Source organism: Streptomyces shenzhenensis (genome assembly GCF_021462265.1).
Lineage (GTDB): Bacteria > Actinomycetota > Actinomycetes > Streptomycetales > Streptomycetaceae > Streptomyces > Streptomyces shenzhenensis.
In genome coordinates this window covers 140,182-152,207 of record NZ_JAJONF010000015.1, presented here as the reverse complement: position 1 = coordinate 152,207, position 12,026 = coordinate 140,182, and the positions used below count along the sequence as shown (strand labels likewise).

Annotated in this window: 12 protein-coding genes; 8 read left to right on the top strand and 4 right to left on the bottom strand. The window is 72.8% G+C overall.

Annotated elements, in window-relative coordinates:
• Window positions 1-5 precede the first annotated feature (5 nt).
• From LQ326_RS20975 to LQ326_RS20960, 4 genes are read left to right on the top strand one after another with little or no spacing between them, the layout of a single operon-like run.
• Window positions 6-944 (top strand): carbohydrate ABC transporter permease, encoded by a 939-nt coding sequence (locus LQ326_RS20975; protein ID WP_234538794.1) that lies wholly within the window; start codon window positions 6-8, stop codon window positions 942-944.
• Window positions 941-1,834 carry a carbohydrate ABC transporter permease gene (locus LQ326_RS20970; protein ID WP_234538793.1) on the top strand — a complete coding sequence of 298 codons (894 nt, stop codon included), beginning with the start codon at window positions 941-943 and terminating at the stop codon, window positions 1,832-1,834. The genes LQ326_RS20975 and LQ326_RS20970 overlap by 4 nt, the downstream gene beginning before the upstream one ends.
• Window positions 1,835-1,877: 43 nt before the next feature.
• Entirely contained in the window at window positions 1,878-2,834 is a 957-nt protein-coding gene (locus tag LQ326_RS20965; RefSeq protein ID WP_234538792.1) for a carbohydrate kinase family protein, read from the top strand.
• Window positions 2,831-4,141, top strand: a complete 1,311-nt coding sequence (locus LQ326_RS20960; RefSeq protein WP_234538791.1) for an alpha-glucosidase/alpha-galactosidase — start codon at window positions 2,831-2,833, stop codon at window positions 4,139-4,141. The genes LQ326_RS20965 and LQ326_RS20960 overlap by 4 nt, the downstream gene beginning before the upstream one ends.
• Window positions 4,142-4,287: 146 nt before the next feature.
• On the opposite strand, the gene LQ326_RS20955 is transcribed toward LQ326_RS20960, so the two are convergent.
• Together LQ326_RS20955 and LQ326_RS20950 are read right to left on the bottom strand one after the other, a co-directional pair.
• On the bottom strand, window positions 4,288-5,145 hold the full coding sequence (locus LQ326_RS20955; RefSeq protein WP_234538790.1) for a fumarylacetoacetate hydrolase family protein: 858 nt from the start codon (window positions 5,143-5,145) through the stop codon (window positions 4,288-4,290).
• Window positions 5,146-5,173: 28 nt separating this feature from the next.
• Window positions 5,174-5,827 (bottom strand): MBL fold metallo-hydrolase, encoded by a 654-nt coding sequence (locus tag LQ326_RS20950; RefSeq protein ID WP_234538789.1) that lies wholly within the window; start codon window positions 5,825-5,827, stop codon window positions 5,174-5,176.
• A 175-nt stretch (window positions 5,828-6,002) separates the two neighbouring features.
• Here LQ326_RS20950 and LQ326_RS20945 point away from each other — a divergent pair, with 175 nt between their 5' ends.
• Together LQ326_RS20945 and LQ326_RS20940 are read left to right on the top strand one after the other, a co-directional pair.
• Complete coding sequence (locus LQ326_RS20945; RefSeq protein WP_234538788.1) at window positions 6,003-6,431, top strand: MarR family winged helix-turn-helix transcriptional regulator; 429 nt, start codon at window positions 6,003-6,005, stop codon at window positions 6,429-6,431.
• On the top strand, window positions 6,428-6,568 hold the full coding sequence (locus LQ326_RS20940; RefSeq protein WP_234538787.1) for a hypothetical protein: 141 nt from the start codon (window positions 6,428-6,430) through the stop codon (window positions 6,566-6,568). Before LQ326_RS20945 ends, LQ326_RS20940 begins: the two co-directional genes overlap by 4 nt.
• A gap of 41 nt (window positions 6,569-6,609) precedes the next feature.
• Here LQ326_RS20940 and LQ326_RS20935 read toward each other — a convergent pair whose 3' ends face one another.
• Together LQ326_RS20935 and LQ326_RS20930 are read right to left on the bottom strand one after the other, a co-directional pair.
• Window positions 6,610-7,350, bottom strand: coding sequence for an LmeA family phospholipid-binding protein (locus tag LQ326_RS20935; RefSeq protein WP_234538786.1), 741 nt, complete (start codon window positions 7,348-7,350; stop codon window positions 6,610-6,612).
• Window positions 7,347-9,578, bottom strand: coding sequence for an MMPL family transporter (locus tag LQ326_RS20930; RefSeq protein WP_234538785.1), 2,232 nt, complete (start codon window positions 9,576-9,578; stop codon window positions 7,347-7,349). The genes LQ326_RS20935 and LQ326_RS20930 overlap by 4 nt, the downstream gene beginning before the upstream one ends.
• Window positions 9,579-9,798: 220 nt before the next feature.
• Between LQ326_RS20930 and LQ326_RS20925 the strand changes: the two genes are divergently transcribed.
• Window positions 9,799-10,527, top strand: coding sequence for a response regulator transcription factor (locus tag LQ326_RS20925; RefSeq protein WP_234538782.1), 729 nt, complete (start codon window positions 9,799-9,801; stop codon window positions 10,525-10,527).
• Window positions 10,524-11,960 (top strand): sensor histidine kinase, encoded by a 1,437-nt coding sequence (locus LQ326_RS20920; RefSeq protein WP_234538780.1) that lies wholly within the window; start codon window positions 10,524-10,526, stop codon window positions 11,958-11,960. Before LQ326_RS20925 ends, LQ326_RS20920 begins: the two co-directional genes overlap by 4 nt.
• Window positions 11,961-12,026: the final 66 nt, after the last annotated feature.

Sequence of the window (12,026 nt, the reverse complement as noted above, 5' to 3'; positions counted from 1 at the left end):
CCGTCATGTCGCGACTGCCCACCCCGATCACCGTGTCCGGGCCCCCGGACAGCCGGCGAGCCCTGCGCCGCAGACGAACCGGTGAGGCCGCCATGGCCTGGACGTTCGTCTCCCCCGCCGTCCTGATCATCATCGGCCTGAGCGTGGTACCCATCATCTGGTCGCTGCTGCTGTCCTTCCAGGCCGACGACCTCGTCACCCCCAGCCGTTGGGTGGGCCCGGACAACTACCGCGCCCTCGCCCAGGACCCACACTTCAGCCAGGCTCTGCGCAACACCCTGCTGTACACCGCGCTGTACGTGCCCGCGAGCATGGCGGTGGGCCTGCTCCTCGCCCTCGCCCTCAACCGGCGCATCCGCTTCGTCGGGCTCTACCGCACCCTGTACTTCGTCCCCTTCGTGGTCTCCGCGACCGCCCAGGGGGTGCTGTTCTCCTTCATCCTGGACCCGGAGTTCGGCGCCGCCAACGCCGTACTGCACCACCTCGGCATCCCGTCCCAGGGCTTCCTCACCGACCCCTCCCAGGCGCTTCCCGTACTCGTCGCGATCAGCCTGTGGAGCGGTACTGGCTTCTGCCTGGTGATCTACCTCGCGGCACTCCAGGACGTGCCGGCCTCGCTGATCGAGGCGGCCCGGCTGGACGGCGCCGGCCGCCTCCAGCTCCTGCGCCACGTCACGCTGCCCGCCCTCAGGCCCGTCACGGTCTTCCTGCTGCTGTGGCAGACCATCGAGTCCCTCCAGACGTTCGACCTCGTGTACGTCACCACCAAGGGCGGCCCTCTCGGCTCCACCACGGTGATCGTCTACTTCATCTGGCAGCAGGCCTTCCAGAACGCCACCGCCGGATACGGGGCCGCCTCCGCCTACGTCCTGGCCGTGGCCCTGGGCCTGATCGGCCTGATCCTCCAGTTCGTCCGCCGCCGCGTCCAGGGGGCCTCCGCATGACCACCGTCTCCGCCCCGCCCGGCGCCGCGCAGGCGGCCTCCTCCGCTCCCCGGCCCGACACGCGACGACGGCACCCGCGACTGCCGTTCAGCCCCTGGCACCTGCTGCTCGCGCCGACGGCCCTGCTCTTCGCGGTACCGCTGATCTGGGTGGCGCTCAGCTCGGTCATGAGCAACGCGGAGATCAACCGCTTCCCGCCGGCGCTGTGGCCCTCCCACCTCGACCTGGGCGGCTACCGCTATGTGCTGGGCAACGCGATGTTCCCCCGCTGGTTCGCCAACTCGTTCGTCGTCAGCCTCGTCACGGTCACCGCGAACCTCGTGCTCGGTACTCTCGGCGGCTACGCGTTCGCCCGGATGCGGTTTGCCGGCTCCCGGCTGCTGCTGGGCCTGATGCTGGCCACGATGGCGATCCCGTTCCAGCTGACGATGATCCCCACGTTCCTGGTGATGAGGCAGCTCGGCCTCATCGACACCCTCGGCGCGCTGATCGTGCCGTCCCTGGTCACGCCCTTCTCGGTGTTCCTCCTGCGCCAGTTCTTCCTCTCGCTGCCCCGCGAGCTGGAGGAAGCCGCCTGGATCGACGGCTGCTCACGGCTTCACGTGCTGTGGCGGATCGTGCTGCCGCTGTCCCGGCCGGCCCTCAGCACGGTGGCCGTCCTGACGTTTCTGAGCACCTGGAACGACCTGACCTGGCCCCTGATCGCCATCAACCACGACACCCAGTACACGCTCCAGCTCGGCCTCACGACCTTCCAGGGACAACACCACACCCAGTGGGCCGCCGTGATGGCCGGAAACGTCATCACCGTGCTGCCGGTCCTGCTCGCCTTCCTCGGTGCGCAGAAGGCGTTCATCCAGTCCATCACCTCCACCGGTCTCAAGGGCTGACCCCGTTCGCCACCCGACACACCACTCAGGCAGGAACACCTCAATGCCGCACACCTTCGACCTGCTCGTCATCGGTGACGCCAACCCCGACGTCGTCGTCGGCCCGCTCGACGGCCCGCTCGCCTTCGGCCAGCGCGAACAGTTGGTGCCCACCGGCACCCTCACCGTCGGGGGATCCGGCGCGATCGTCGCCTGCGGGGCCGCACGCCTCGGTCTCAGGGTCGCCTTCGCCGGCCGGGTGGGCGACGACGACGCCGGCCGTTACATGCGCGACCGGCTCGGCGCCCACGGCGTCGACACCGAGGCGCTGCGGCTCGACCCCCGCCGGCCCACCCCCATGACGGTCGTGCTCACCCGCGGGGACGACCGGGCCATCGTCACCGCCCCCGGCACCCTGGCCGCGACCACGGCCGACGACGTGCCCGCGACACTGCTGGGGGCCGCCCGGCACGTCCACTCGGCCTCCTACTTCCTGATGCCACAGCTCGCGATCGCGCTCCCGGAACTCCTGCGCACCGCACGTCGGCACGGCGCCACCACCTCCCTGGACACCAACGACGACCCGGCGGGCCGGTGGGAGGCCTCGGGCCTGGACGCGGTCCTGGCCCACACCGACTTCCTGCTGCCGAACGCCGCGGAAGCCCGGCGCCTGGCCCGCCTCGATACCGACGATCCCGCCGAGGCCGCCGCACGGCTCGCCCGCCGTGGCCCGGTCACCGCGGTCAAGAACGGCGCAGACGGCGCGCTGTGCCACGATGGCGAACGGCTCTTCACCACCCGGGGCATCCGGGTCCGGCCGGTCGACGCGGTGGGCGCCGGGGACAGCTTCGACGCCGGATTCATCGCCGCCCTGCTCGACGGGAGACCCCTGCCGGAAGCGCTCCGCTTCGCCGCGGTCTGCGGAGCCCTGTCCACCCGTGCTCACGGCGGCACCACCGCACAGCCCACGCGGGACGAAGTCCTCGCCCGCCTTTCCGAGACCGAGGAAGCCCCGGTATGACCACCCCCAAGATCGCCTTCATCGGCGCAGGCAGCGTCGTCTTCACCCAGGGACTGCTCGCCGACCTCCTCGCGTTCGCCGAACTGAAGTCGGCGCACATCGCCTTGCACGACATCGACACCGAGCGTCTGGCCACCGCGTACGCCGCCGCCGTCCGGATCGCGGACACCCTCGGCGCCGATCCCACCGTCACCGCGGACACCGACCGCCGCAAGGCCCTGGCGGAGGCCGACTTCGTCATCAACATCGTGCAGATCGGTATGGGCGACGCCACCCGGACCGACTTCGAGGTACCGGCCCGCTACGGCGTACGCCAGACCATCGGCGACACCCTCGGCATCGGTGGCATCTTCCGTGCCCTGCGCACCTTGCCGTTCCTCGGCGAACTGGGGCGGGACATCGCCGAGGTCTGCCCGCAGGCCTGGCTGCTGAACTACACCAACCCCATGGCCATGAACGTCCAGTACCTGACGCAGGCCACCGGCCTGACCCGGGTGGTGGGACTGTGCCATTCGGTGTACTGGACGATGCGCGATCTCGCCGATCTGGTCAAGGTCCCCTACGAGGAGATCAGTTACCACGCCGCGGGCGTCAACCACCAGGCGTGGGTGCTGCGCTTCGAGCACCAGGGCCGGAGCCTCTACCCGAAGCTCGACGAACTGATCGCCTCCGACGACCAGTTGCGCCGCAGGGTGCGGGTCGACATGTACCGCCGGCTCGGCTACTACCCGACGGAGACCAGCGAGCACTCCTCCGAGTACGTGCCCTGGTACCTGCACCACAGCAGCGAGGTCGAACGGCTGCGGCTGCCGATCGGCGAGTACCTCAAGATCGTCGACGAGAACGTCGCCACCTACGAGAAGACCCGCGACGCGCTGACCGCCGGGGCACCGGTCGCCGTCGAGGGGACGATGGAGTACGCGCCCCAGATCATCCACAGCATGGTCACCGGCATCCCGCGCACGGTCTACGGCAACGTCCCCAACCGGGCCCTGATCGACAACCTGCCCGCGCACGGCGTCGTCGAGGTGCCGTGCCTGGTGGACTCGCTGGGCGTCCAGCCGACCCGAGTCGGTTCCCTCCCACCCCAGCTGGCGGCGCTCAACCGCACCTACCTGAGCGCGAACGACCTGGTGGTGCGGGCGGTGATCGAGGACGAACCGCGGCACATCAGGCACGCGGCGATGACCGACCCCGCCACGGCCGCGGCGCTGCCGGTCGAGGACATCTGGCGTCTGTGCGACGACATGGTCACCGCCCACGGCGACCTCCTCCCGCCCGGGCTGCGTGTCCGCCTGGGCTCGTGAGCGGCTGAGACCGGCGGGCCGACAGTGTGCCGGCCCGCCGGCCGGACCAGGTGCGAAGTGAACTGATACGGCCGACCCCGCGCACGCGTTGCCCGTCGAAGCGTGCGGCTCGGTCATGATGTGGGTCGGGCCGTCGGGCGCGGATGTCAGGTCATCGCGGTGTCGGAGTTCCGTTCCGTCCAGGCGGGACAGGTGTCGGGCAGCGGATCCGCTGCGGTCGGGTTGATGGCCTCTCCCAGGCCCTCGATCGCGGTGACCAATCGCTGTCCGGGTACGAGTGGGCCGGCCGCGCGGGGTGTCCTTCCCGGTGTGCCGGTCAGGACGACGTCACCGGGTTCGAGAGTGAGGAAGGTACTGCAGTAGGACAGGAGTTGCGCCGGCGTGAACACGAGGTCGGCGGTGGACCCGCGCTGCCGTTCGACGCCGTCGACGGAGAAGGTGATGGTCAGGTCACGGGCGTCGTCGACTTCCTCGGGGGTGACAAGGAGCGGACCCAGGGGGGTGGAGCGGTCGAAGACCTTGCCCTGGAGTGCTTCGGTCGTGCGGTGCTGCCAGTCGCGCATCGACAGGTCGTTGGCGACGGTGTAGCCGGCGATGGCCTCCGTCGCCTCCCGCGGGCCGGCACGGCGGAGGCGGCGTCCGACGACGACCGCCAGTTCCGCCTCCCCGTCGATGTGGTCGCTGACGCGGGGCAGGGTGATGGTGTCCCGTGGGCCGGTCAGGGTGGAGGCGAACTTGGCGAAGAACGTCGGATACTCGGGGGTGGGGAGCCGCAGTTCCCGGATGTGGCTGCGGTAGTTGAGGCCGACGCACAGGATGTGCGCCGGGGTGGGCGAGACACGGGCGTAGTGGGCGGTGCCGGCGTCTGTCTCGCCGATGTCCCGCAGCCGGTCTCGGCGCCGGTACGCGTCGACGGCGTCGGTGGCGTCGACCAGGACGGCGCGGTCGCCCTCGATGCGGGCGGCGGTGAGGGTGTCGCCGGTGCGGATCGTCGCGAAGCGCATGCCGCTCCTTCGTCGGGGAGCCGTGGCCTCACCGGTCCTGGAGCTGGACGGTGGTGCCCGGCGCGAGGCGCTGGATCGCGGTGCCGGTCAGGCCGTTCTCGCCCAGGAGGTTGGCGACGGAGTGCTGCCCGAGTTCGCTGAGCATGAGTTCGTGGATCTGGATGACCTGTCCGGGCTTGACGGCGCGGACGTAGTCAGCGGCGTCGCCGAGCTTCGTCCACGGTCCGCTGGTGGGGAGCAGCAGGGTGCGCACGGGGGCGTCGGGTGCGAAGTAGGCGTCGCCGGGGTGGTAGAGAGTGCCCTCGTCGAGGAGGTAGCCGACGTTGTCGGGGCACGGGAGGTCGGCGTGGATCAGCGCGTGGCGGTGCCCGTGCACGGCGACGGGGATGGAGCCGACGGTGAAGGTGTCGCCGGCGGCGACGGTGTGCACGCGGCCGCTCGGGCCGCCGAGGGCCGCCGTGACGGCGGCGGTGCCGTAGACACGAAGTTCGGGCCGGTCGGCGAGGGCGGCGGCGACCAGCTTCTCGTCGAAGTGGTCGAAGTGCTCGTGGGTGATCAGGACCGCTTGCGCCCGGGCGACGGCGGCCGCCGCGTCCGGGGTGAAGGTGCCGGGGTCGATCACCAGACGGGTGTCGTCCTTCTCGACGGTGACGCAGGCGTGGGCGTGCTTGGTGAGCTTCACGGGATTCCTCTCAGTCCGAGTCAGTCCGAGCAATTTCTACAACCAAACTGTACACCTTGGTTGTATATATCGCGCGAGGTGTGGCGGCTGACGAGGGGCTGGGGGAGGCTTTGCGCGAGAGGTGGCGCAACCAGGTTGTACAGACCGGTTGTGGAAACCCGGGTAGTTTGCCGCCATGGACGACGACAACCGACTCGCCGAGGAACTCCGGCTCACCGTCGGACAGCTGGTGCGCGCCGTGCGCACCGCCGACACCATGCCCGCGACCGAGTCCGCCGTCCTGGGCTGTCTCGACCGCGACGGCCCGGCGACCACCGCCGACGTCGCCCAGCAGCGGGGCGTCAGCCATCAGGCGGTCGCCAAGGCGGTCAAGGGGCTGGTGGCTCAGGACCTGGTACGTACCGAGGCGCACCCCGCGGACGGCCGCAAGCTCCTGCTGCACCTCACTCCCGCGGGAAGCGAGCGCCTCGCCGAGGAACGGCGCAGGCGCGCGGCGACGCTCGGCGGCGCCATCGGCGACTCGCTGAGCGCCGAGGAACGCGCGACACTCGCGGCGGCGCTGCCCCTGCTGGCCCGGCTGACGGCGCGCCTGCGCAACCGGTGAGCACGGCGGCCGTCCTGGCCGCCGAGGGCCGCCGCGACGGCGGCGGTGCCGTGGACCCGCGGTTCGGGCCGGTCGGCGAGGGCGGCGGCGACCGGCTGACCGACGCCTGGACGGCAAGGCGACGACATGAGGCGTGACCGGGGCCGGGCACTCCCGCTGTGCGACCGCGGCCGTCTCCTCAGGAGCCGCTCCCGTCCAACGTGGCCGTGCCGCCGGTGAGGACGAGCCGCAGCCCCTCGTCGGTGACGGTGACGTCCTTCAGCCTCAGGCCGAGCGCGCCGACGGCGCCGTCCCGGCCTTCCCGCCGGCCCGACGCGGCGAGGCTGTCCACGCGGGACTGCACGCGGTCGAGCAGCGCCGCGGGGGCCGCCGAGCCGAGGACCTCGCCGTCCACCACGGAGAGCGAGAGCCGGCTGTCGTGGACGGCGGGCCGCACCCGGACGGTGGCGAGACCGCCGCGGACGGCGAGTCCGAGGGTTCCGGAAGCGGGCTCGGCGGTGACGCCGGAGACCGCCGCGCCGCCCTGGCCGGCGGTCGAGGCCAGGCGCCGGGTGACCGCCGCGGTGGACACCTCCGCGGTGACCCGGGAGCCGGACACCTCGGCGGTGTGCCGGGACCGGTCGACGACCGCCCCGGACAGCACCGCGGTGACCGGAATGCCGGTGAAACCCGCCGCGTTCGCGCGCCCCGCCACCGTCACCGTCGGCAGGGTGCCGTCCAGCAGGGTGAGCAGCGCCGGCCGTGCCCCCAGGGACACGTCCGGGCTACCGCCCAGCCGGCCGCCCAGGGCGGCCGTCACCCGCTCGGCCACGGTGCGCCGGACCACGGCCTCGCCCGACGCGCAGAGGACCACCAGGGCGAGCGCCACGCCCAGGGCGGCACGGGCGGCCCGTCCGGCGGGCAGCAGCCGGCGCCTCACCGGGCGCCGGCCGACGCGGAGCCCTCGGCGTCGAGGTGCGGGAGGAGCCGGTCCAGCCATGACGGCAGCCACCAGTTGACCTCACGCAGCAGGTACATGGCGGCCGGGACGAGTATCAGCCGTACGACCGTGGCGTCGAGCACGATGCTGAGGGCGAGCCCGAGAGCCAGCATCTTGACGACGACGCTGTCGTTCAGCAGGAACGCGAGGAAGACGCTGGTCATGACGAGGGCGGCGCAGGAGATGACACGGGCCGTGGCGGCCAGACCCTCGGCGACGCTGGAGTGGGTGTCCGCACCGGCCAGCCAGTGCTCACGGACCCGGGAGAGCAGGAAGACCTCGTAGTCCATGGACAGGCCGAAGACGATGGCGAACATCAGCGCCGGGACGTAGGGCTCAAGGGGCACCTGTTCGTCCACGCCCAGCAGCGAGGAGCCCCAGCCCCACTGGAAGACGGCGACCAGGACACCCCAGGCGGCGCCGATGGACAGCAGGTTGAGCAGCGCGGCCTTGACCGCCAGGACGGGGGCCCGGAAGACGAGCACCAGCAGGACGAAGGCCGCCGCCGTGACCACACCGATGACCAGGGGGAGCTTGTCGGCCAGCGTGTCACGGAAGACGATCTGGCCGGCGGTGGGGCCGGTGAGGTAGCCGTGCGCGTCCTCGGGGCCGAGGGTGCGGGGCAGCACGGTGTCGGTGAGGTCGTGCACGAGGTCCGCCGTGTCCTGGTCCTGCGGCCCGGTGCGGGGCACGATCCGCGTGGTCAGCAGCGCCCCGTCCGCGGTGGCCACCGGGGTGCCCGCGGAGGCGACCCGCGGGTCCGCCGCGAGTGCGTCGTGCAGTTCCCCCGCTGTTCGGGACCGGTCGGCGTCGGTCGGGGGGTGGTCCGGGGCGAGGGTGACGACGAGGGTGAGGGGGCCGTTGCTGCCCGGCCCGAAGGCGCCGGAGATCAGGTCGTACGCCCGGCGCCCGGTGGTGTCCGGGGCGGCGGCACCGGCGTCGACGTGCGCCGTACGCATGGACAGGGCGGGTGCCGCGAGGACGCCGAGCAGCAGCAGACCGCCGGCCAGCGCCCGCACCGGGTGGCGCCGGATGCCGTCGGCCCAGCGGTGCCAGAAGTCCTGGCCGCCGTCGGGTTCGTCGACGGGCCGGCGGACCCGCCAGCGGTCGACACGGGGACCGAACCAGCCGAGCAGCGCCGGGGTGAGGGTGAGAGCGGCGGCCGCGGCGGTGACGACGGTGAGACAGGCGGCGGCACCGAGCGCGCCCAGGAAGGAGATGCCGGACGCGCTGAGCCCGGCCAGCGCGACGGCGACCGTGCCCGCGGCCACGAGCACGGCGCGTCCGCTGGAGGCCACCGCGCGGCCGGCCGCCTCGCCCACGTCGCCGGTGTCGCGCAGCAGACGCCGGTGACGGGTGGTCAGGAACAGGGCGTAGTCCAGGCCCACGCCGAGTCCGATCATGGTGGCCAGGGTCGGGGCGGTGGTGGCGAAGCCGATGTGCGAGGCGAGCACCTTCAGGGCGAGCAGCCCCATGCCGAGTCCGGCGACGGCCGCCACCAGCGGCACCCCGGCCGCGACGACCGAGCCGAAACCGAAGAGCAGTACGACGATCGCTGTGGCGAGTCCGATGAGTTCCGGCAGCCGGTCGCCTTTCCCGTGGGACACGGACTGGCCGAGCTGGCTTCCGTACTCGACCTGGACACCGTCGTGCCGCAGGCCTGCCACGGCCCCGTCGATCCGGCTGAGCCACCCGTCCTCGTAGCTCCCCGGGTTGGCGTCGAAGGACACCTGCACCAGTGCCGTCCGGCCGTCCTCGGCGAGCGAGCCGGCGGGGGCGCCGGGGCTCAGCGGGTCGCTCACCCCCAGGACGTGCGGGACCTTCCCCAGGGCCGCCACGGCGCCCGCCACTTCCTGCTCGTGGTCCTGGACGGTGCCGTGCGCGGTGTGCAGGACGATCGGGGACTGGGTGCCCCTGCCGACGCCCGACGCGTGCACCCTCAGCAGATCGGTGCCGGTCTGCACCTGGGACCCGGGCAACGTGAAGTCGTCGCTGTACGTGCCGCCGAAGGCGTGTGCCAGGCCGACGAAGGCCGCGAGCAGGAGCAGCCAGGCGGCCACGACCCGGCGCGGGCGCAGCGCGCACCAGCGCCCCGTGCGGTGGAGCAGTCCGGGGCGGCGTACGGCCCGCGGCCGTGCGTCCGGGAGAGTGGGCTGTGCGGTGGACATCGTCACCTCATGACAGGGGGAACGGACATGCGGCGGCGCCGCGGCAGCAGTCTGGGCCCGCTGTACCAAGGTTCTGTCTGGCGAATGTTCGGGGAATGTAAGGCCCCTGGTCGCGCCCGGCCCGCACCGCCCGGCGGCATTAACATCGACGGACGCGACGAGTTCGCCGGCCAGGCCCTGGACAGGACGCACCGGCCGCGGTCAGGAGAGTGAACAGCCCGTGCCCACCGCAGACCCGCCCTCGGTCCTGCCCGGCTCGGCGCCCCGCGCCGTCCGCGGACTGGTGCTGGTGGTGGAGGACGAACACCGCATCGCCGAACTGGAGCGGCTCTACCTCGCCCGGGAGGGCTTCGGGGTGCACGTCGAGGGGGACGGCGAGGCCGGTCTGGCGGCGCTGGCGCGGTTGCGGCCGGTCGCGGTCCTGCTGGACATCGGCCTGCCCGGTGCGGTCGACGGGGTCGAGTTCTGCCGCCGCCTGCGAGCCGCACACGACTGGACTCCACTGCTGCTGGTCACCGCCCGCGACGAGGAGGCCGACCGGGTGCTGTGCCTGGAACTGGGCGCCGACGACTACGTCACCAAACCGTTCTCCCCGCGCGAACTGGTCGCCCGGGTGAACGCGGTGCTGCGGCGCACCGCCGGCCCGCCCGAGCCGGGACCGCTGGTGCGGGGCCGGATCACAGTCGACCCGGCGCGCCGCACGGTGTGCGTGGACGGCGCCCCGGCGGAGCTGACCACGACCGAGTTCAACCTGCTGTACCACCTGGCGCGCAGCCCGGGCCAGGTGTTCAGCCGGGCCCAGCTGATGGCCACCGTGTGGGGGCATGCCGATTACGGGGACGGACGGGTCGTGGACGTCTATGTCTCGCAGCTCCGCGCCAAACTGGGCGATCCCACGCCGATCCGCACGGTCCGCGGCGTCGGCTACAGCTACCGGATACCCCAGTGAGGGGAACACAGCGGCTCCTGCGCGTGTGGTGCGCTGCGGGGCGCCTGCTGCCGGGCGGCTCCCGTCCGCCGTCGCTGCGCTGGGTGCTGGCGGCCGCCACGGCCTCGGTGGCGCTGCTGGCGGCGGCCCTGACCGGGGTGACCGCCTGGCAGGCGGCGGGCCGGCAGGCCGAGCACCGCGAGCGTGACCAGCTCGGGCGCCAGGCCCAGGCCCTCGCCCGGCTGCCCGCTCTCTCCACGCTTCTCGCGCCGGGCGCCGGGCCCTACGCGCAGGTCGCCGGCGTGCGTGTCGCGGTCATCGCGCCGGACGGCTCCGTCTCCGGTCCGGCCGCGGCCGTCCTCACCCACGCCGACCGGGACACGCTGCTGGCCGGGCACGAACTGTCGTCCTCGGGCAGCCTCGGGGGAGAGCAGATCCTGGTGGAGGGCCGCCCCGGCCGGAACGGAGGCGCGGCCGTGCTGACCCGCCCGGCCACCTACGTGCAGGAGGCCGTCGACGGCACCCGGCGGGCACTCGTCCTCCCCCTGCTCATTGGTCTGTGCGGAGCGGCCCTCGTCGGCGCGGTCGCGGGCGGCCGCATCGCCCGCCCCCTGGCGACGGCCGCCGCGGCAGCCGGACGGCTCGCCGCGGGCGAGCGGGGGCTGCCCGGACACCGGCCGGGCGGTACGGCCGAAGCCGACGCACTGCACCACTCGCTGGCCGTGCTGGACGCGGCCCTCGCCGACGCCGAACAGCGGCAGCGGGAATTCCTGTTGTCCGTCTCCCACGAGATCCGCACTCCTCTCACCGTCGTCACCGGATACGCCGAGGCGCTGGCGGACGGCGTCGTCGCGGCTGACGAGGCCGCCCAGGTCGGCACCACCCTGCTGTCCGAGACGCACCGGCTGGAGGCGTTCACCAGTGACCTGCTCGCCCTGGCGCGACTGGAGGCGGACGACTTCCGTCTCGATCCGGCCCCCACCGACCTGGCGGACGTCCTCGGACAGGCGGCCGCCGCCTGGCGCGTGAAGGCCGACGAGTACGGGGTCGTCCTGCGGACCGAACTGCCCGCCGGCCCCGTCGAGGCGGTCACCGACGGTTTCCGCGTCCGGCAGCTCCTCGACGGCCTGATCGGCAACGCCCTTCGGGTCGTCCCGGCCGGGGAGCCCGTCGTCCTGGCGCTGCGCGCCGGCGAGCCCGGCGGCCCGGACGGCCCGCAGCTTCAGGTCCGGGACGGCGGGCCCGGCCTCGCACCCGAGGACGAGGCCACGGCGTTCCGTCGGGGAGTGCTGCGCGACCGCTACCGGGCGACCCGCCCGGTGGGCAGCGGACTGGGACTCGCCATCGCCGACAAGCTGGCAGCCCGCCTCGGCGGCCGCATCACCGTCGTCGGCCACGGACCCGAAGGCGGCGCATGCTTCACCGTCCGGCTGCCCCCTGCGGATGCGCACTGACGCCGCTCGGGCACCTGGGAGCAAGTAACCCGCCCCCAGCTGTAAAAGGTCGAGCGCATTCCGTAC

Excerpts from the sequence above, each read along its gene's own strand:
- LQ326_RS20960 (WP_234538791.1), top strand. The coding sequence starts at position 2,831 with ATGACCACCCCCAAGATCGCCTTCATCGGCGCAGGCAGCGTCGTCTTC.
- LQ326_RS20970 (WP_234538793.1), top strand. The coding sequence starts at position 941 with ATGACCACCGTCTCCGCCCCGCCCGGCGCCGCGCAGGCGGCCTCCTCC.
- LQ326_RS20955 (WP_234538790.1), bottom strand. The coding sequence starts at position 5,145 with ATGCGCTTCGCGACGATCCGCACCGGCGACACCCTCACCGCCGCCCGC.
- LQ326_RS20965 (WP_234538792.1), top strand. The coding sequence starts at position 1,878 with ATGCCGCACACCTTCGACCTGCTCGTCATCGGTGACGCCAACCCCGAC.
- LQ326_RS20945 (WP_234538788.1), top strand. The coding sequence starts at position 6,003 with ATGGACGACGACAACCGACTCGCCGAGGAACTCCGGCTCACCGTCGGA.
- LQ326_RS20930 (WP_234538785.1), bottom strand. The coding sequence starts at position 9,578 with ATGTCCACCGCACAGCCCACTCTCCCGGACGCACGGCCGCGGGCCGTA.
- LQ326_RS20975 (WP_234538794.1), top strand. The coding sequence starts at position 6 with ATGTCGCGACTGCCCACCCCGATCACCGTGTCCGGGCCCCCGGACAGC.